The organism is Polaribacter sp. R77954 (genome assembly GCF_044595335.1).
Lineage (GTDB): Bacteria > Bacteroidota > Bacteroidia > Flavobacteriales > Flavobacteriaceae > Polaribacter.
In genome coordinates this window covers 1,279,252-1,298,984 of sequence record NZ_CP138992.1, presented here as the reverse complement: position 1 = coordinate 1,298,984, position 19,733 = coordinate 1,279,252, and the positions used below count along the sequence as shown (strand labels likewise).

Below are 19,733 nucleotides of genomic sequence, written 5' to 3'. Positions count from 1 at the left end.
AAAAGTAACTTATTTATTTGTAAATTAAAAAATATCGTTAAATTTGCATCCTCAAAATAGTAATATTAAGCTATTTAAAGAATATAGTAAAGCCTTACCAACTTTACTTTGCAAACATAACATTAAAGAATTAAAATATTATAAAATGAAAAAAGGAATTCATCCAGAAAATTATAGAATGGTAGCTTTTAAAGACATGTCTAACGAAGACGTTTTTTTAACTCGTTCTACTGTAGACACCAAAGAAACTTTAGAAGTGGATGGTGTTGAGTATCCTTTAGTAAAATTAGAGATTTCTAGAACATCTCACCCATTTTACACTGGTAAATCTAAATTGGTTGATACTGCAGGACGTATTGACAAGTTTAAAAACAAATACGCAAAATTCAAGAAATAAGTTTTTTAGAATTTTAAAAATACAAAAAACTCCAACATTTATTTGTTGGAGTTTTTCTTTGGCCTATATTTATTTAGGCTAAACGATAAGGTAGCTGCTTTGTACAACACAAATTATTTGGGCGTTACTTTACCCTGAAAGCATTCAGGGTTAAAGTCAGGCTTTACGTTACAATCTTTTTATGCTGCTTTTTTAAAGTTTTTAATTTTTCAATATCAAATTGATGAATTTGTAAGAAATGGAGTATTTAGTTAATCATAAAAAGGATTTCCTCTACAATCCTTAACGCAACTATTTGCCAACTATCCTTATAATTTAAAACGAATAGATTATTTTTATCATTTTAAAATTCATTTCAATACAATGAGAAATACAATACTTTTTATATTTACTATTGTTACCCTATTATGTGCTGTTTTGGTTTATTTTATTCCACAAACAGGTACAATTATATTGTTATCAATATCTGGTTTGTTAACCACTATTGTAATTCACGATAGTATACAAACCAAACATTCTTTATTAAGAGCTTTTCCACTAATAGCGCGCTTACGATGGTTTTTTGAAGAAGAAAGAGATAAAATTCAACAGTATTTTATTGAAGATAATTTAAACGGAACGCCTATTAATAGAGAAAAGAGAAGTATTGTATATCAACGTGCAAAATTAGAAAAAGATACAGTGCCCTTTGGTACACAGCACAATGTGTATAAAAAAGGATACGAATTTGTAAAACATTCTTTATTTCCAAAAGATCATCATCATATTATAGGAGAGCGTGTGCTTTTTGGTTCAGATAAATGCACGCAAAAGTATTCATGTTCTATCATTAATATTTCTGCAATGTCTTTTGGTTCTTTGAGTAAAAATGCAATTATGGCATTAAATCAAGGGGCTAAAATGGGCGATTTTGCGCATAATACAGGAGAAGGAGGAATATCACCATATCATTTACAAGGTGGAGATCTATTTTTTCAAATAGGCACAGGATATTTTGGTGCTGGAAAACACGATGTAAATGGTAAACGTTTTTTTGATGATGAAACATTTAAAGAAAATGCTAAGCGTCCTGAAGTAAAAATGATTGAAATTAAATTTTCTCAAGGTGCAAAACCTGGTCATGGAGGTATTTTACCAGCCAAAAAAAATACACCAGAAATTGCAGCAATAAGAAAAGTTACAGTGGGTACTCAAGTAGATTCGCCACCCAGTCATTCCGCATTTTCTAATTATGATGAAATGATTGTTTTTATTCAAAAAGTTAGGGATTTATCTGATGGAAAACCAGTTGGGATAAAACTTTGTGTAGGAAATCATAAAGAAATTGAAGAAATGATAAAAGCATTTGCAGTTGCTAAAAATTATCCTGATTTTATTTCTGTAGATGGTGGAGAAGGAGGTACAGGTGCTGCACCTATGGAATTTACCAATTATATTGGTAGCCCATTAATTGAAGGTTTGGTTTTTATAAATCAGTTATTGATTCAATACAAGCTTAAAAAACAAATTAAAATTATAGCTTCTGGTAAGGCTGTTGATGCTTTTGATGTGGTAAAACTGATTGCTTTAGGTGCAGATGCTATAAGCATGGCAAGAAGCTTTATGTTAAGTTTAGGGTGCATACAGGCAAGGGAGTGTAATTTAGATACCTGTCCTGTAGGTGTTGCTACTCAAGACAACGAGTTGGTAAAAGCTTTGGTAGTAGAAAAGAAAAATGTTAGAGTAAAAAACTATCATAATAAAACTATTACTGCAGTTAAAGAAATGATTGCTGCTATGGGTTTGGGTTCAATTGCAGATTTACAACCAAATCATATTTTTAGAAGAAGAAAAGAAGAAATTGTAAGTTTAGAAGAGGTGTTTTATAACCCGAAAAAAGTTGGTTAAAGATTATGCAAATTTTTGATGTTATTATAGTAGGTGGTGGACCAATAGGAATAGCTTGTGGGTTAGAAGCTCAAAAAAAAGGGCTTAATTATCTTATTCTTGAAAAAGGACCAATTGTAAACTCTTTATACAATTACCCTGTGAATATGCAGTTTTTTTCTACTTCAGAAAAGCTTGAGGTTGATGGAATTCCTTTTATTAGCAAAGCTGCAAAGCCAAGTAGGAGTGAAGCATTAGAGTATTATAGAAGAATTACAACATCTAATGAATTAAAAATCAATCTATTTGAAAAAGTAGAAACTGTTCAGAAAAATGAAGATTTTTATCAAGTAAAAACAAATAAAGCAAACTATCAAACAAGTAATTTGGTCTTGGCAACCGGTTTTTACGATATTCCTAAACGTTTACAAATTCCAGGAGAAGATTTAGCAAAAGTTTCTCATTATTACAAAGAGCCACATTTTTATGCGGGCCAAAAATTGGCAATTATTGGCGCAAGTAATTCTGCCATAGATGCTGCTTTAGAATGTTACAGAAAAGGTGCAGAGGTTACTTTAATTATTCGTGGTGATGAAGTTGGGCAACGTGTAAAATACTGGGTTCGTCCAGATATTATTAACCGAATTGAAGAAGGGACTATTAAAGCATATTATAAAAGTCAAGTTTTAGAAATTCAACAAAATGCTATTGTAGTAAATACACCAAAAGAAAAAATTACGCTAAAAAACGATTTTGTTTTGGCATTAACAGGGTATCAACCTAATTTTACTTTGTTAGAAAGTTTAGGAGTTTCACTTTCTGAGGATGATAAAAAATTACCTGAATACAATGCAAAAACAATGGAAACGAATGTAAAAGGGGTTTACTTGGCAGGTGTAATTTGTGGAGGTATGGAAACGCATAAATGGTTTATAGAAAACTCAAGAATACATGCAAAAATGATTGTTCAAAGTATTTTAGAGAATAAACACTAAAAGTTTCTAGTGATTTGTTATAGCTGTTTTACGCAAAAAATTCAACAAAACTATTAGTTAAAAGTTGTAATTCAATTGGTTAAAATGAGTTTAAGAATGCAAAATGCTAAAAAACCTTGGCCAACAAAAAAGGTAATGGAGCAGATTTACGATGTAAACCTTTGGGGTAGCAACGATTCTGAATTCTATTCTGGTTTTGGGTCTCATAATCCAGATTTAGTAGAACCCTATATCAAAGTCCTAAAAACATTTCTTTCTTCTTTTAATGAACCATTAACAATTTGCGATTTGGGTTGTGGAGATTTTAATATTGGTAAACAACTCGTTAAGTTTTCAAAACAGTTTATTGCTATAGATATAGTACCCTCTTTAATTGCATTTAATACCAAAACATTTAAAGCATATAATTTAAAGTTTGCTTGTTTAGATATTGCAAAAGATGCTTTACCCAAAGCGGATTGTGTAATTATAAGGCAAGTATTGCAACATTTGTCAAATGCAGAAGTACAAAAAGTTGTGGCTAAACTAGCTGATTACAAATACGTAATTCTTACTGAACATTTGCCAAATGGTAGTTTTACTCCTAATATAGATATTATTTCAGGTCAAGGAATTAGACTTAAAAAACAAAGCGGATTAGATATTTTACAAGCACCTTTTAACTTTAAACCAAAAGGGATACAAGAATTATTAAGTTACAATTTAAAAAATAATAAAGGGGTAATTGTTACTTGGTTGTTTGAGGTTTTTTAGTTTTACACTGATACAATTTTGTAATAAAAAACGAATTAAAATTCTTAATCAAGAAACTTTTTGTTGTTTAATAGTAGTTGCTCTAATTTAATAAGGTTTTTTTTGGTGCTTATTTTTTTCAATCCATCTAAATGGTTAAAATGATGCACATCTGTACCTATAAAATCGTACATGTTTTCGTTTAGTAATTTTTCTGAAGTTTTTTGCACACCTTTACCATAATTTTCTGTAAGCGATAATAAATTTAATTGAAATAAACAGCCCGCATTTTTTAACTTTTGATAAATTCTGAAATTTTTATGATAACTATTGTAACGTTCAGGATGCGCTAAAACAGGTTTATAGCCCTTTAAACCCAATTGAAATAAAATATCAAATAAGTGAATTGGCGGACTAAAATAAGACATCTCAACCAATACTAATTTATCTTTTAAAGTCAATAATTCTTTATCCTTATCTAAAAGAGTTAAAAAATTTTCATCCATCATGTATTCTGCAGCAGCCTTAATAGATATATCTTTTATATTTCTATTAGACAATTCTTGCTTTACGTCTTTAAGTTTACCAATTATAATCTCTGGAGTATTTGGGTAAATATCACCTAAAATATGTGGAGTAGTTATAAAGTTTTTAATTCCGTAAGAAGCCATTTTTTCAATTAAAGCAATAGAGGTATTCAAATCTTGGGCACCATCATCTATGCCTGGTAGCAAATGCGAATGGATGTCTACAAATCCTTTAGGAAAAAAATCGCGTGGTAAAATTTCTTTACTTTTAAAAAAGAACATTCAGTATTAATTTTATACAAATTTACAACAATCAGCGCAGCAAACGTAAAGATTTTTTTATCGAAAACGATTGAAGTTTTTATAACTGTTGCACAAGCAGTTTTGTTACAATATCTTTGATATATAAAAATTTTATATTATGATATTAATTGCAGACGGTGGTTCAACTAAAGCAGATTGGATAGCCATTAACGATGATAAAAAAGAAGAGTTTAGAGTTAGAACACTTGGGTTAAATCCTGCAGTTGTAGCCGAAGATGAACTGAAAAATAGAATTGTAAATATGTTTCAGTTAATTAATATAAAAGAAGATGTAAAAGAAATTCATTTTTATGGTGCAGGTTGTGGTACACCAAAACCGGCCAAAATTTTAGAAAACATTTTGCAATCTATTTTTATTAATGCAAAAATTAATATTGCAGAAGATATGTTGGCTGCTGTATACGCAGCTACAGGTAAAGAACCAGCTTTGGTATGTATTTTAGGTACAGGTTCTAATAGTTGTTATTTTGATGGTGAAAATGTACAAATGAAAACAGCTTCTTTAGGATATATTTTGATGGATGAAGCTAGTGGAAATTATTTCGGAAAGTTGTTACTAAGAGAGTATTACTATAACAAAATGCCCCTAGCAATAGCTGAAAAATTTAATGAGGAATTTAATTTAGATGCAGATTATATAAAACAGAATTTATACAGAATGCCAAACCCTAATATGTATTTGGCCTCTTTTGCAAAATTTATGTTTGATTTTAAAGACGAAAAATACATAAAAAGAATTATTAAAAGAGGTTTTCAAGAATTCTTTACATATAGAATTTTACCTTTCGATAAATCTTCAGACACACCATTATATTTCATAGGGTCAATTGCTTTTTATTTTAGAGATATTCTTGAAAAAGTAGCTAAAAAATATGATTTAGAAGTTACAGACGTTATTCAAAGACCTATAGATAATTTATTAAAATACCATATTGATCGCATTAATTAATCAAATCTAAAATTCTTTCTAATTGCATTCCTCTTGAGCCTTTAATTAATATTGATAGGTTTTTAAGAGGATTTTTTTTGATGTAATTCTCAAAATCTGCAAAGGTTTCAAATTTTTGTTTGTTTGTTTTACATTTATAAAAATTTTTGCCAATAAAGTACTGTTGGCTAAATTGTAAACTATCGCACAAGTTTATAATGGTTTGATGTTCTGTAAAACTATCTGTACCCAGTTCAAACATGTCTCCTAAAATAACCATTTTATTCTCATGAGGTAGTGTAGCAAAATTTTCTAATGCCACTTTCATACTAGAAGGATTAGCATTGTAGGCATCTAAAATAATAGTATTACTCTGTTTATTAATAATTTGAGAACGATTATTTTTAGGAATATAACTTTCAATAGCTTCTTTAATTGCTTTTTCATTTACTTTAAAATAGGTTCCAATAGTAATAGCAGCTGCTATATTAGAAAAATTGTACTTGCCTATTAAGTTACTTTGTATAGTTGTGTTTTTATAAGTAATTCGTAAAAAAGGGTTTACCTCTAAAAGTTTCAGGTTTTTTAAATCAAAATGTATAGATTCAATTTCTTTTGTTTTTTCTATTTGTATTTTGTCATCAGGATTTACAAAAGCTATTTTATGATTTGTTTTTAAAAAAGTATACAATTCACTTTTACCTTGAATGACTCCTGCTACACCTCCAAAGCCTTCTAAATGAGCTTTACCAAAGTTGGTGATAAAACCATAATCAGGCTCACAAATAGCAGATAAAAATTCTATTTCTTTTTGATGATTTGCGCCCATTTCTACAATGCCCATTTCATGTTTTGGGGTCATTGATAACAAAGTTAAGGGTACACCTATGTGATTGTTTAAATTGCCAACAGTGGCAACAGTATTGTATTTTTTGTGCAGAACAGTATTAATCAGTTCTTTAGTTGTAGTTTTTCCATTACTACCCGTTAATGCTATTATAGGTATACCTAAATGTTTTCTGTGATAGTTGGCTAATTTTTGAAGCGTGTTTAAAACATTATCAACCAAAATAAAATTTTCATTTGTTCGATATGCTTCTTCGTCTACAATGGCATATTTAGCTCCTAAGTTTAAGGCTTTTTCAGCAAATTTATTGCCATTAAAATGGTCTCCTTTTAATGCAAAAAACAGGGTGTTTTTTCTAATTTTTCTAGTGTCAGTATCAACTAAATAGTGCTTTTTATATAGTTTATAAATTTCAGAAATCTTCATGTATTTAGGCATAAAAAAGCCTCATTATTTAAGAAACAATGAGGCCTGATATTAAAAAAAAATATATTATCTGCTAGGGTTTCTTGCTTTTTTATTTCCTGTAGTCATTGGCCCTACTTTATCAGAAACACATCTAAAACCAATATAATTGGTAGCCATATATTCTGGTAAATATCTTCTTTGAGCAGGGTCTAACCAATATTCTCTATCAGACCAAGATCCACCTTTGTAAACTCTAGTTTTATTACTAATTAATGTAGTTCTTCTTTTTTCGTCATTTACTAATACTTCTTCACCTGTATTTGGATCTATTTCTCTAGTGGGTGGTTTAGGTGAATTATACATGCTTGGTTTAGAATTTAAACCATCTTCGTCTTCTAGATAAAAACGAGATGAATTAGCATCACCATCATTAATATCAGTATTATCTGCCACCATAAAGTTTCTTCTTAAGCTGGTGTCGTCTTTAGTGATAGGTATATACTTGATGGTATTTGGTAATTGTTTTGGTATAATTTTACCATTAGGTAACGTATCATACTCAACTTCTGGAGATTCATCTGTAGCAGCAAATACTACATCTCCATCTTCATCAATCATTTTTTTTGTAAAAATATTTCCTCTATAATAGTTGAAGTCATTAGCTTCGTTATCAACTATTGGTCTGTAAACATCTGCAACCCATTCAGCAACATTACCAGACATGTCGTATAAACCAAAAGCATTAGGTGGGTACGACTTTATTTGATTAGGGATATCAGCACCATCAGAACTCCAGCCAGATAAGCCACTGTAATTTCCTCTACCTTGTTTAAAATTGGCTAATTGATCTCCTCTTGTTCTTTTGTTTTTAGATCTAGAATATTTGCCATCCCAAGCATATTTTTTTCTACCTCTTATATTATTATATTCTCTATTTTCAATATTAGCTTTTGCAGCAAACTCCCATTCTGCCTCAGTTGGTAATCTAAAACGTTGTGTTAAAATACCATCTGCTTGAGATATTTTTCTAGCCCCTTGAAAAGCATTTCTGTCTGGTCTTGGTTCGCCTCTTTTTCTTACAGCTCTTCCAACTCCTCTTTTATAGATTGTAGTATCGCCAGCAAAAAGTTTAGAATCATCAGCTAAAAAAACGTCAGTATCAAAAAAATTAGGAACAGAGTCTATTTCAAATATATTTTTGATGTGGCCTTTGTCTATTAATGTTTTTAAATTTACTGCATTTGTACGCCATTTACAATATTCGTTAGCTTGTAACCAACTTACACCAACAACAGGATAATCTGCATAAGCTGGATGACGAAAATAATTTTCTGATAAAATATCTGTGTTTCCTAAACTTTTTCTCCAAACTAAAGTGTCTGGTAATATAGAACTATAAATATGTTTGTATTTTTCATCTGATGGAGGAAAAACATCTTTCATATACTGTACATATAAAAAGTATTCTGAATTTGTAACTTCAGCTTCATCCATATAAAATGAACGAACGTGTATTTTTTTAGGAGTTGTGTTCCAATCAAACATTACATCGTCTTGAACCTGACCCATTGTAAAAGAACCACCTTCAACACCAACCATTCCTAAAGGTGTTTTTTGTCCATCAAAAGAATTACTTCTAATATAATTGCCGTTTTTAGGGTCATTAAAAGACAAACCTGTTAGCGTAGATTGGTTTCTATTAGAACTTTTACAGTTAACCAAAAGCATTGTGGTTAAGGCAAATAAGGTTAATTTAATTGTGTTTTTCATTTCCTAATTTAAAATTGATAGGTTTTTTTATAGCGAATTTACGGTAAATATACTTTCTTACAAATAAAACACCAAAGTTTTAATGCATCATTTTTATATATATTCATTTAACGATTACTTTTTTTGTTTAGTATAATTTATCTTTGTGTTTGTAAAATATCTAATTTTTATTTGCGTTATTTAATTTTATTTATGAAAAAATATTTTTTATTCTTTTTTTTTGTTTTTCTCTCGCAAATATTTCTTTCGCAAAACAGTAATTCTGTGTTGTCTAGTGGAGAGTGGTATAAGTTTTCGGTAGATACTACTGGAGTCTTTAAAATTGACAGGAATTTGTTGCAGCAAATAGGAGTATCAACAAACGGTTTGAACCCTAAAAAAATTCATATTTATGGTAATGGAGGACAATTGTTGCCTGTTTTAAATAGCGATTTTAGATACGATGATTTGCAAGAAAATGCCATTTATATAGCTGGTGAAAACGATGGCGTTTTTGATGGTAATGATTATATTCTTTTTTATGCAAAAGGGCCTCATAATTGGACTGTAGATGCTACAAATAATTTAGTTGAGCATCATCAAAATATTTATTCAGATAAAGCCTATTATTTTATAACAGTTACTGATACTGATGGTAAAAGAATTCAACAAAAAGCACCAATTACCTCAAGTATAAGTACTCAAATAAACGTATTTGATGATTATACGTTTTACGAAAAAGATGAAAGCAGCATTTTAGCAGCAGGTACACAATGGTTTTTTGATGACAATTTTAATATAGAAAATACGCAAACATTTCCGATTCCTTTTCCTAATGCAGTAAATAATGAAAATATAAATGTATCTGTTAGAGGGGTATCTACCTCAAGTGCTTCTTCTACTATGAATGTGCAAGTAAATGGGCAAGATGCGTTAACTATAAATTATCCTGCAGTAAATCCATCCTCTTTAACAAAGGCATTTGCGTTAGAAAGAAGTGTTAACTTGGCTAATTCTTCTGAAAATATAGAGCTTGTTATTACTTATAATAATAATGGAAATCCTTCTGCGAATGCTTTTTTAGATTATATAGAAATTAAAGGAAAAAAGCAACTGAGTTTTACTGATTTTCAGTTTGCATTCCGAAGTTTTGAGCAAGCAAATTCATCAGGAATTGTTGAATATCAAATAGAAAATGGAAGTTCGTCTTTTCAAGTTTGGGATGTTACAGATTACATCAATCCGCAATCGATTACCAATGAAAATACAGGGGCTAATTTTACATTTAAAGATAATGGAGGTGAACTTAAGGAATATATTATTTTAAACGATAACGATTTTTACACACCAGCAACTGTCCAAAATTCTAAAATCAATAATCAAAATTTACACGGCTTAAAAGATGTAAATTACATGGTAATTACAAATTCAGAACTTGCTGGTCAAGCGCAACGATTAGCAGATTATCATCAAGCAAATTCTAATTTAATAACTAAAGTTGTACAATTAGACGAAATTTACAACGAGTTTTCTTCTGGTTCTAAAGATATTACAGGAATTAGAGATTTTATAAAACATGTTTACAACACAAATTCATCTGAAGAAACAAAACTAAAATATGTGTGTTTTTTTGGTGATTCTTCTTACGATTATAAAGATAGAATTACAGGCAACAATAATATTGTACCAGTAAAATTATCAAACATCAGTTTTAACTTGGCTAGTTCTTGGGTTACCGATGATTTTTATGTGATGTTAGATGATAATGAGGGTACAATGTCTAGTTCACATACTATAGATGTAGTTTCAAGTAGAATACCTGTGTCTACAATAGCAGAGGCCACTATTGTAGTTGATAAAATTTTAAGTTATTACAGTAAAGATGCTATTGGAGATTGGCGAAATACAATTACACTTTTAGCAGATGATATAGATGTAAATGGAGAAGATGTTATTCAAACAGGTGTTGAATCTATTGCTGATGAAATTAAAAATAATAAATCTGTATTTAATGTAAACAAAATTTATCTTGATGCTTTTGTACAACAAAATTCTTCTGGAGGCGAACGTTATCCTGAGGTAAAAAGTGCAATAACCAACGCTATTGAAAAAGGCACTCTTGTTTTCGATTATTTTGGTCATGGAGGTGAAGATGGTTTTGCTTCCGAAAGAATTTTTGATGTGCCTCAAATTCAATCATTAAACAACGCAAATACATTACCTTTATTAATAACAGTTACTTGCGATTTTTCAAGATTCGATAATCCGAATAGAATTACGGCTGGAGAATTAACTTTTAAGAGCCAAACAGGTGGTGCTGCAAGCTTGGTAACTACAACAAGAGAGGTTTTTATTTCTACAGGTCAACGTTTTAACGAACAACTTATTAGAATATTATTAGAATTTAATAATGAAGATTTTACCATTGCAGAAGCTTTGGCAGTGGCAAAAAATAACTTTTCGAGTACGCAAAAGTTCTTCATTTATCATTTTGGTGATCCAGCAATGAAATTGGCTGTTCCAAAACCGAATATTCGTATCACTAAAATGAATGATGTTGATGTAACCCAATCTTTAGATACCATTAAAGCATTATCAAAAATAAAATTCGAAGGTGTAATTACAGATAATAACAACGCTGTTTTAAACGATTTTAATGGTACGTTATCTACCACAATATTTGATAAGTCTATTGATAAAACTACATTAGATAACGATGGTTTTGGTATTGAAATGGTTTTTGATGCGCAAGACAGTAAAATATTTAGAGGTAAAGCTACAGTTACCAATGGTATTTTTGATTTTGAATTTGTGGTTCCAAAAGATATAAAAGTAGCATACGGAAAAGCAAAATTAAGTTTTTATGCAGAAAATGGTAAAATTGATAGAGCAGGTGCTAATTTTGATGTAGAAGTTGGCGGAATTAATGCAAACGCTCCAGACGATAGTGTTGGCCCGAATATAAATATTTTTATGAATGATGAATCTTTTATAGATGGTGGCAACACCAATTCCTCACCAAATTTAATTGCAGTATTGTCAGATGCCAGTGGTATTAACACCTCTATTACAGCAGTAGACCATGATATTGTAGGAATTCTAGATGATGATACCTCAAACCCAATTATTTTAAATGATTTTTATCAAACTGATTTAGATGACTTTACAAAAGGAAAAGTAAATTATACTCTTAGAGATTTAGAAGTCGGTCCACATACTTTAAAAATAAAAGCTTGGGACACCTACAATAACTCATCAGAAACTACGTTAAATTTTGTGGTTGTAAGTGATGCTATTTTAAATTTAGAAAATGTATTGAATTATCCAAATCCGTTTGTAAATTACACCGAATTTTGGTTCAATCACAATAAGCCAAATGAACCTTTAGAAGTGCAAGTTCAAATTTTTACAGTTGCTGGTAAATTGGTAAAAACCATCAACCAAAATGTGCAAACTACAGGTAATTTATCTAGAAATATTACTTGGAATGGGTTAGACGATTTTGGTAATAAAATAGGTAAAGGGGTATATGTTTATAAATTAAAAGTAACTTCTACAACTAGCAATTTAATTGCAGAGAAATACGAAAAATTAGTAATACTACAATAAAAAGTAGATATTTGTAAAATAACAATAAATTAAGAATGAAAAAAATAACATTTTGTATTGCACTATGTGCCTTATTAAGTATAAAGTTTAATGCTCAAAACAGAGCAATAACTACTGCTGCACCTTTTATGTTAATTGTACCTGATGCAAGAGCAGGTGGTATGGGAGATATGGGAGTAGCAACCTCTGCAGATGCTTGGTCTTTGTTTCATAACCCAGCAAAAATTGCCTTTAGTGATCGACAAGTAAAAACAGGAATCACGTATTCGCCTTGGTTACGTAATTTAACAGATGATATTTTTGTGGGTAGTGGATCCTATATCAATAGATTTAGTGAAAATGCAGCTTGGGGTGCAGATTTTAAGTATTTTTCGTTAGGCGAAATTCAATTAACAGATAATGCAGGAGAGTCTTTAGGAAGCATTAATCCTAACGAATTTGTGTTTACAGGTTCTTACGCTTTAAAGCTTAGCGAAACTTTTTCAATGGGGGTTTCTTTAAAATATTTACGCTCTAATTTAGCGTTCAACAATACAGCAAGTAATGCTTTACAACCTATTAATTCTTTTGCAGTTGATGTTTCAGGGTATTACCAATCTTACGAAGAAAATTATGGTAATTTTAATGGGCGTTATAGAATAGGTTTTAATATATCTAATGTTGGTCCTAAAGTTTCGTATACACCAGGAGAAGAAGATTTTATACCAACCAACTTAAAATTTGGTGGAGGTTTTGATTTTATTTTAGATGATTATAACATTATTTCTACAAACATCGAGTTTACAAAACTTTTAGTACCAACTCCACAACCAGATGGTTCTGATGAAGAAAAAGGCTGGATTCAAGGAATTTTTGGTTCTTTTGGTGATGCACCAGATGGTTTTAGCGAAGAGTTAAGCGAGTTTACCTATGCTTTAGGAGCAGAATACTTATACAATCAAGCATTTGCTTTAAGAGCAGGATATTTTCATGAAAGTCCAGATAAAGGAAACAGACAGTATTTTACCTTAGGAGGTGGTTTTAAAACCAACGCTTTAAATATCGATTTGTCTTATTTAATCAATTCTTCTGATGTAAATAATCCTTTAGAAAATTCATTACGTTTCTCATTATCGTTTGATTTAGGTGAAATTTATGATAATTATTAAAAGTGATAAATTTTTAGTATTTTTAAAGTATAATTAAGCAGTCTCATAAGGCTGCTTTTTTTGACGATTCTAATTATGAAAAAAATTGAATTAAAAACATCAGCAACTGTTTATAATAATATTTCTGAGCTTTCTACAGCAGATAAAATATTAATGGACAAAGCTATAGAAGCTAGAGCTAAAGCTTATGCTCCTTATTCTAAGTTTAGTGTTGGTGCAGCATTATTGTTAGATAATAACGAGATTGTTTTAGGCAACAATCAAGAAAATGCAGCCTATCCATCAGGTATGTGTGCAGAAAGAGTCGCAGTTTGGAGAGCTGGTTCTGAGTACCCAAATGTTAAAATTTTAAAACTCGCTATTTCAGCAAGTTCAACCCTTACAAAAGTAGATAAACCAGCAGGACCATGTGGTGCTTGTAGACAAGCTTTATTAGAATACGAAGTAAAACAAAAACAGGCCTTTCCAATTTTGTTGATGGGTGAAGTTGGCGAAGTAATAGAAATCGAATCTTTAGTATCTTTACTGCCTTTTTCTTTTGATAGTTCTTACTTATAAAATAAACCTATGATTTTGTGGTAGAACTCAAAGATAATTTTAAACCAGATATTTCGTCAAGAGCAGACATCAAACAAATCATAACAAGGTTTTATGATAAATTGTTAAATGATGAAAAAATGCTTCCTTTCTTTCAAGAAATTGTTCAAAAAAATCAGTTAGAACAGCACCTAGAAATTATTACTGATTTTTGGAATGATATTTTGTTTGATACCTTAACCTATACAAATAATGTCATGCAAAAACATGTAGATGTAAATGTTTTGGTGTCATTTAATAAAGCGCATTTTAGTATTTGGGTATCGTATTTTATAGATACAATAAATACGCTTTTTTATGGAGAAAATTCAGAAAGAATGAAGTCTAGAGCGCAATCAATAGCAACAGTAATGCAACTTAAGATGAAACTGTATCAATAAAATTAAAACCTTTTTTATTGTTTTACTGGTTATTTTAGTTAAGTTGGATGTAATAATATTATGCATGCATAGCAAATAATTAATGTTAGATTTTTTAAATTTGTTAGGTAAATATTCGCAGTATGATTTCATCAAAAATAACAGGTACAGGAACATTTATTCCTTCTCAAAAAATTGAAAATACCGATTTTTTAAATCACGAGTTTTTAAATGCAGATGGCTCAATATTTTCTGCAGAAAACGATGTAATTGTAGAAAAGTTTAAAGGCATAACAGGTATAGAGGCCAGGCGTTATGCAGCTGATGAATTTACAACCTCTGATTTGGCTTTTTTTGCTGCCAAAAATGCTATTAAAGACGCAAATTTAAACCCAGAAGAATTAGATTATATTATTATAGCACATAATTTTGGTGATGTAAAACCAGGCACAATTCAAGGAGATACTTTACCAAGTTTAGCTACAAGAGTTAAATACAAACTAGGTATTGAAAACCCCAATTGCGTAGCTTACGATGTTTTATTTGGTTGCCCAGGTTGGATTGAGGGTGTTATTCAAGCACAAGCATTTATTAAGGCTGGTATAGCAAAAAAGTGTTTGGTAATTGGTGCAGAAACTTTATCTAGAGTAGTAGATAAATATGATAGAGATTCTATGATTTATAGTGATGGAGCAGGAGCCTGTATTGTAGAAAAAACAGATAATTCAGATTCAGGAATTTTAAGCCATGCCTCGCAAACATTTGCTAAAGAAGAAGCCTATTTTTTGCATTATGGTGGATCTTTTAACAAAAGTGAAGATCAAAATATTAGATATATTAAAATGTTTGGTCGTAAAATTTATGAATTTGCCATAACTAATGTGCCAAAAGCAATGCAATTAGCTTTAGACAAAAGTGGTGTTGAAATAAATAGTATTAAAAAGATTTTTATACATCAAGCTAATGAAAAAATGGATGAAGCTATCATTAAACGTTTTTATAGATTGTATAAAAAGCCAGTTCCTCAAGGAATAATGCCAATGAGCATTCATAAATTAGGAAATAGCTCTGTAGCAACAGTACCAACCTTATTAGATTTAGTTTTAAAAGGCAAAATAGAAAACCAACAAGTACATAAGGGTGATGTTATTCTTTTAGCTTCTGTTGGAGCAGGTATGAATATTAATGCAATTGTATATAAATTCTAGGTCTTTTTTATCTATTAATAAAAAGATAAAAAAAATCAAACAGAAATGTAGTTGTTTTATAATGAGTTGTTTAAGTTGTGTTTTTTTTAGGTTTTTCAGTACGAATTCTCATAGATAGGTACGAATTCTAATTCATAAAAAAAATCTAACTTTTGATATCGTAAATCTAATATCAAAATATTATTTTTGCGCATGCAACAACACAACGTACTTATTTTAGACTTTGGTTCTCAGTACACACAACTCATTGCAAGAAGAGTTAGAGAATTAAATATTTATTGCGAAATTCATCCGTATAACAAAATTCCAAAAAGTTTAGATACTTTTAAAGCTGTTATTTTATCAGGTAGTCCAAACTCAGTAAGAGGTGAAAATGTTTTACATCCAAACTTAGCTGAAATTAAAGGTAAAAAACCTCTACTAGCAGTGTGTTATGGAGCTCAATATTTAGCCCATTTTTCAGGAGGAAAAGTAGCAGAATCCAACACAAGAGAATATGGTAGAGCCAATTTATCTTTTATAAAAGAAGATGAAACCTTCTTTAAAAATATTTCTGAAGGTAGCCAAGTATGGATGAGTCATTCAGATACCATTAAAGAATTGCCTACAAATGCAGTTTTATTAGCCAGCACAAAAGATGTGCAAAATGCGGCTTATAAGATTGAAGGAGAAACTACTTTTGCTATTCAGTTTCATCCAGAAGTTTATCATTCTAAAGATGGGAAACAGTTATTAGAAAACTTTTTGGTAAACATTGCAGAGGTAGCACAAAGTTGGACCCCAGATTCTTTTGTAGAAAGCACTGTAGAAGCTATTAAAGCTAAAGTAGGCAATGATAGAGTAGTTTTAGGACTTTCAGGTGGGGTTGATTCATCTGTAGCAGCAGTTTTATTACACAAAGCCATTGGCAAAAACTTATACTGTATTTTTGTAAATAATGGTTTATTGCGTAAAAACGAGTTTGAAAGTGTTTTAAATCAATACGAAGGTATGGGTTTAAATGTTAAAGGTGTAGATGCTTCTGATAGGTTTTTAGAAAAATTAAAAGGAATATCTGACCCAGAAGGAAAAAGAAAAGCGATTGGTAATACATTTATAGATGTCTTTGATGATGAAGCACATCAAATTAAAGATGTAAAGTGGTTGGCTCAAGGTACTATTTATCCAGATGTTATTGAATCTGTTTCAGTAAATGGAGGACCTTCAGCAACCATTAAAAGTCATCATAATGTAGGAGGCTTACCAGATTTTATGAAACTTAAAATTGTAGAACCTTTACGTATGATTTTTAAAGATGAGGTTCGTAGAGTGGGTAAATCTTTAGGAATTCACAAAGATTTGTTGGGGCGTCATCCATTTCCAGGGCCTGGTTTAGGAATCCGAATATTAGGAGATATTACTGCTGAAAAAGTACGTATTTTGCAAGAAGTAGATGCAATTTTTATCAACGGTTTAAAAGAAGATGGCTTGTATGATAGTGTTTGGCAAGCTGGTGCTATGTTGTTGCCCGTAAATTCTGTTGGTGTTATGGGGGATGAAAGAACTTACGAAAAAGTTGTAGCCTTAAGAGCTGTAGAAAGTACAGATGGTATGACTGCAGATTGGGTAGATTTGCCATATAAATTTTTGCAAAAAACATCTAATAAAATTATCAATCAAGTGAAAGGTGTAAATAGAGTAGTGTATGATATCAGCTCTAAACCACCTGCAACAATAGAATGGGAATAAAGCATATGAAGCATTTAAAATTATTTATTTTCCTGTGTATTTTAACATTCACAGTTTCTTGTGGTCAGCAGAAAAGATATATTCAGTACAAGGTTAAAAAAGGGGAAACAATGAGCAAAATTGCTCAAAAATTAGAGATGAAAACGGCTAACTTAATCCGCTTGAATCCTGATGTTAATGGAGAACCAAGAGCAAATACTTTTTTAGTTGTACCCGAAAAAAAATTAAATAATTTAAAAAATAACGTAAAACAAAAACCTAAAGTACTTTCAGATTCTATCGTTGATGTACAACCAGAGTTAACCATTGAAGAACAGCTTTTAGAAGATTTAAAAGAAAAATACGAAATCTATGAAGTTAAAAAAGGAGATACTTTTTACAACATCAAAAAAAGATTCGGAGTAACCAGAGGAGAGTTGTTATTGTTGAATCCGGAGTTAAAAGAAGGGTTAAAATTAGGAATGATTTTAAAATTAAAAGAAATTCCTGTAGAGATTTTATATACTGATGATGAGTATTATAACGATAATATTGATTATGATAAAGATTTAAAAGTTGCGCTTTTATTACCTTTTAGAACGTATAAATACCAAAGTGATACGCTTTTGTTAAAAGAAATTTTTGCAAACAACTCAACCCTTGTAAATATTGCTACAGATTTTTATTTGGGCGCAGAAATGGCTGTAGATTCTTTACGCAATCAAGGTGTTAATATACAGTTTACAGCTTACGACACAGGAGAAAGAAGGTCAAATAAACTCAGTACCATTATAGCTCAAAATAATTTAGAAGATAATAATGTTATAATAGGTCCTTTATACTCAGAACAAGCTAAAACAGTAGCCTCTAATGTAAGTATACCAGTAATATATCCTGTATATTCTAGTGATCAATCTGATTTTTCTGCCAATAATATTGTAAAAACTTCACCAGAAAAAGAGGTGTTTAGAGCTGAGTTAGAAAGATATCTTATAGAGGAATTTAACAGAATAGATACCCTTTTTACAGATTCTATTGCAAACCAGAATATACTGCATAAAGGCAACATTATTATTGTAAGCGATAATGATACAAGGTCTGTTAAAACCAGTAAATCTATACAGGCTAACTTAACGTTGAGTACAACTGCAATTGTAAATGTTTTACAGCCAGAAGATGGGTATATTGCAAAATCTCGTTTTTTAGATTTGCTAAAACCAAATGAGAAAAATTGGGTAGTAATTACTACAGATGATAGAGTTATTGTAAATGACGTTATTAATAGTATGATTAGTTTGCCAGAAGAAACTACAGCAAAAGTATTTACATTTGATAAAGGACGTGCATACGATAAAATTGATAATACCAAATTGGCTAAAATTGGTTTTACTTATGTAAGTGATGAGTTTATTGACGAAAATTCACCAAATGCGAGAATTTTCAACAAACAATATCAAGAAAAGAACAATGCTTTACCTTCCTATTATGCTGTAAAAGGTTTTGATATTACCTATGATATTTTGATTAGGCTAGCCTCTGGAAATGAATTGAAAGCTACTTTAGATGCAGGAATGTCTAGACGAATAGAAACCAAATTCGATTATAGAAATAGTGCATATATTGCTGAAAACAAAGGTTTGTTTATTGTGCAGTATAATGAAGATTTAACCTTGACACGATTGAAGTAATTGATATAATGTCATTTCCTATTTTAAGGAAAAAGCCAAACAAAAAAAATCCGCTTTTAGCGGATTTTTTTTGCTGAAATATAACAAAACTTAGATCTTTTTCATCTGTTGTTTCATCATTTGCATTTGTTCTTTTAACATTCCGTGTTTGTCTAATTTTTTAGCTTCTGCCATTAAATTAGTGGCTTCTCGCTTACGTCTTTTGGTCATTGCAATTCCAGCCAATTGCAATTTTGCCATGGCCAAATCATGATCCATAGATAATCCTAATTTTACAGCTTTACGTAAAAATTTTTCTGCTTGTGTGATGTTGGTTTGACTCAACATAATTCCGTGTAAATAGTTGTAATATCCTTGTTGCTTAGTAATTAATGCAGCTTCAGGATTTTTAATATAGCCCAACCATTTTTGTGCAGCCGGAAAATTTTGTTTACGCAATTGTAAAAAAGCCAATAAAATAAACTCATTTTTAAAATACAACAGCACAAAAATTCCAGCTAATAATAAGATGGAAATTCCGTTCATAATATTCACTTGAGTAAATTCATAAATAGCCCAAACAGCAAGTAAACCTGCTATAATTAATTTAATATTTTTATTGAACATTGTTCTTTAATTTTATTGAGGAGCAAAAATACATTTTC

Annotated in this window: 16 protein-coding genes; 12 read left to right on the top strand and 4 right to left on the bottom strand. The window is 30.3% G+C overall.

Features of this window, described 5'->3' with window-relative positions; genetic code table 11:
• The first annotated feature begins 145 nt into the window (after positions 1-145).
• The 4 genes from SJY27_RS05600 to SJY27_RS05585 all read left to right on the top strand — a co-directional run bounded on the left by SJY27_RS05600 (position 146) and on the right by SJY27_RS05585 (position 4,011).
• The gene (locus tag SJY27_RS05600; protein WP_397447281.1) at positions 146-397 is read left to right on the top strand and encodes a type B 50S ribosomal protein L31; all 252 of its coding nucleotides are present in this window, start codon (positions 146-148) and stop codon (positions 395-397) included.
• 363 nt (positions 398-760) lie between these two features.
• Entirely contained in the window at positions 761-2,284 is a 1,524-nt protein-coding gene (locus SJY27_RS05595; protein ID WP_397447280.1) for an FMN-binding glutamate synthase family protein, read from the top strand.
• Positions 2,285-2,289: 5 nt separating this feature from the next.
• Positions 2,290-3,258 carry a YpdA family putative bacillithiol disulfide reductase gene (locus tag SJY27_RS05590; RefSeq protein WP_397447279.1) on the top strand — a complete coding sequence of 323 codons (969 nt, stop codon included), beginning with the start codon at positions 2,290-2,292 and terminating at the stop codon, positions 3,256-3,258.
• Positions 3,259-3,342: 84 nt separating this feature from the next.
• Complete coding sequence (locus SJY27_RS05585) at positions 3,343-4,011, top strand: class I SAM-dependent methyltransferase (protein ID WP_397447278.1); 669 nt, start codon at positions 3,343-3,345, stop codon at positions 4,009-4,011.
• A gap of 44 nt (positions 4,012-4,055) precedes the next feature.
• On the opposite strand, the gene SJY27_RS05580 is transcribed toward SJY27_RS05585, so the two are convergent.
• On the bottom strand, positions 4,056-4,799 hold the full coding sequence (locus SJY27_RS05580; protein ID WP_397447277.1) for a tyrosine-protein phosphatase: 744 nt from the start codon (positions 4,797-4,799) through the stop codon (positions 4,056-4,058).
• 139 nt (positions 4,800-4,938) lie between these two features.
• Here SJY27_RS05580 and SJY27_RS05575 point away from each other — a divergent pair, with 139 nt between their 5' ends.
• Positions 4,939-5,790 (top strand): N-acetylglucosamine kinase, encoded by an 852-nt coding sequence (locus SJY27_RS05575; protein ID WP_397447276.1) that lies wholly within the window; start codon positions 4,939-4,941, stop codon positions 5,788-5,790.
• Here the strand turns inward: SJY27_RS05575 and murF are convergent.
• Together murF and gldJ are read right to left on the bottom strand one after the other, a co-directional pair.
• Positions 5,783-7,042, bottom strand: a complete 1,260-nt coding sequence (murF, locus tag SJY27_RS05570; RefSeq protein WP_397447900.1) for a UDP-N-acetylmuramoyl-tripeptide--D-alanyl-D-alanine ligase — start codon at positions 7,040-7,042, stop codon at positions 5,783-5,785. The two genes, SJY27_RS05575 and murF, sit on opposite strands and share 8 nt — an antisense overlap.
• Before the next feature lie 66 nt (positions 7,043-7,108).
• Positions 7,109-8,794 carry a gliding motility lipoprotein GldJ gene (gene gldJ, locus SJY27_RS05565; protein WP_397447275.1) on the bottom strand — a complete coding sequence of 562 codons (1,686 nt, stop codon included), beginning with the start codon at positions 8,792-8,794 and terminating at the stop codon, positions 7,109-7,111.
• A gap of 192 nt (positions 8,795-8,986) precedes the next feature.
• On the opposite strand from gldJ, the gene porU reads away from it, so the two are divergent.
• The 7 genes from porU (at position 8,987) to SJY27_RS05530 (ending at position 19,089) form a co-directional block, all read left to right on the top strand.
• Positions 8,987-12,382 (top strand): type IX secretion system sortase PorU, encoded by a 3,396-nt coding sequence (gene porU / locus SJY27_RS05560; protein WP_397447273.1) that lies wholly within the window; start codon positions 8,987-8,989, stop codon positions 12,380-12,382.
• Positions 12,383-12,417: 35 nt separating this feature from the next.
• On the top strand, positions 12,418-13,530 hold the full coding sequence (gene porV / locus SJY27_RS05555) for a type IX secretion system outer membrane channel protein PorV (RefSeq protein WP_397447272.1): 1,113 nt from the start codon (positions 12,418-12,420) through the stop codon (positions 13,528-13,530).
• 75 nt (positions 13,531-13,605) lie between these two features.
• A complete protein-coding gene (gene cdd / locus SJY27_RS05550; protein WP_397447271.1) occupies positions 13,606-14,088 on the top strand; it encodes a cytidine deaminase in 483 nt (160 codons plus the stop codon).
• 17 nt (positions 14,089-14,105) lie between these two features.
• On the top strand, positions 14,106-14,507 hold the full coding sequence (locus SJY27_RS05545; RefSeq protein WP_397447270.1) for a group III truncated hemoglobin: 402 nt from the start codon (positions 14,106-14,108) through the stop codon (positions 14,505-14,507).
• 122 nt (positions 14,508-14,629) lie between these two features.
• Positions 14,630-15,694, top strand: a complete 1,065-nt coding sequence (locus SJY27_RS05540) for a 3-oxoacyl-ACP synthase III family protein (RefSeq protein WP_397447269.1) — start codon at positions 14,630-14,632, stop codon at positions 15,692-15,694.
• A gap of 192 nt (positions 15,695-15,886) precedes the next feature.
• Positions 15,887-17,422 (top strand): glutamine-hydrolyzing GMP synthase, encoded by a 1,536-nt coding sequence (guaA, locus tag SJY27_RS05535; RefSeq protein WP_397447268.1) that lies wholly within the window; start codon positions 15,887-15,889, stop codon positions 17,420-17,422.
• On the top strand, positions 17,413-19,089 hold the full coding sequence (locus SJY27_RS05530) for a LysM peptidoglycan-binding domain-containing protein (protein ID WP_397447267.1): 1,677 nt from the start codon (positions 17,413-17,415) through the stop codon (positions 19,087-19,089). The genes guaA and SJY27_RS05530 overlap by 10 nt, the downstream gene beginning before the upstream one ends.
• Before the next feature lie 90 nt (positions 19,090-19,179).
• Here SJY27_RS05530 and SJY27_RS05525 read toward each other — a convergent pair whose 3' ends face one another.
• The gene (locus SJY27_RS05525) at positions 19,180-19,695 is read right to left on the bottom strand and encodes a DUF2892 domain-containing protein (protein WP_397447266.1); all 516 of its coding nucleotides are present in this window, start codon (positions 19,693-19,695) and stop codon (positions 19,180-19,182) included.
• Positions 19,696-19,733 lie beyond the last annotated feature (38 nt).

What these genes read in the sequence shown, in the direction of transcription:
- gldJ (WP_397447275.1), bottom strand. Translation starts at nt 8,794, where the DNA reads ATGAAAAACACAATTAAATTAACCTTATTTGCCTTAACCACAATGCTT.
- SJY27_RS05595 (WP_397447280.1), top strand. Translation starts at nt 761, where the DNA reads ATGAGAAATACAATACTTTTTATATTTACTATTGTTACCCTATTATGT.
- guaA (WP_397447268.1), top strand. Translation starts at nt 15,887, where the DNA reads ATGCAACAACACAACGTACTTATTTTAGACTTTGGTTCTCAGTACACA.
- SJY27_RS05525 (WP_397447266.1), bottom strand. Translation starts at nt 19,695, where the DNA reads ATGTTCAATAAAAATATTAAATTAATTATAGCAGGTTTACTTGCTGTT.
- SJY27_RS05540 (WP_397447269.1), top strand. Translation starts at nt 14,630, where the DNA reads ATGATTTCATCAAAAATAACAGGTACAGGAACATTTATTCCTTCTCAA.
- SJY27_RS05580 (WP_397447277.1), bottom strand. Translation starts at nt 4,799, where the DNA reads ATGTTCTTTTTTAAAAGTAAAGAAATTTTACCACGCGATTTTTTTCCT.
- murF (WP_397447900.1), bottom strand. Translation starts at nt 7,042, where the DNA reads ATGAAGATTTCTGAAATTTATAAACTATATAAAAAGCACTATTTAGTT.
- SJY27_RS05530 (WP_397447267.1), top strand. Translation starts at nt 17,413, where the DNA reads ATGGGAATAAAGCATATGAAGCATTTAAAATTATTTATTTTCCTGTGT.
- SJY27_RS05590 (WP_397447279.1), top strand. Translation starts at nt 2,290, where the DNA reads ATGCAAATTTTTGATGTTATTATAGTAGGTGGTGGACCAATAGGAATA.
- cdd (WP_397447271.1), top strand. Translation starts at nt 13,606, where the DNA reads ATGAAAAAAATTGAATTAAAAACATCAGCAACTGTTTATAATAATATT.
- SJY27_RS05585 (WP_397447278.1), top strand. Translation starts at nt 3,343, where the DNA reads ATGAGTTTAAGAATGCAAAATGCTAAAAAACCTTGGCCAACAAAAAAG.
- porU (WP_397447273.1), top strand. Translation starts at nt 8,987, where the DNA reads ATGAAAAAATATTTTTTATTCTTTTTTTTTGTTTTTCTCTCGCAAATA.
- SJY27_RS05600 (WP_397447281.1), top strand. Translation starts at nt 146, where the DNA reads ATGAAAAAAGGAATTCATCCAGAAAATTATAGAATGGTAGCTTTTAAA.
- SJY27_RS05575 (WP_397447276.1), top strand. Translation starts at nt 4,939, where the DNA reads ATGATATTAATTGCAGACGGTGGTTCAACTAAAGCAGATTGGATAGCC.
- porV (WP_397447272.1), top strand. Translation starts at nt 12,418, where the DNA reads ATGAAAAAAATAACATTTTGTATTGCACTATGTGCCTTATTAAGTATA.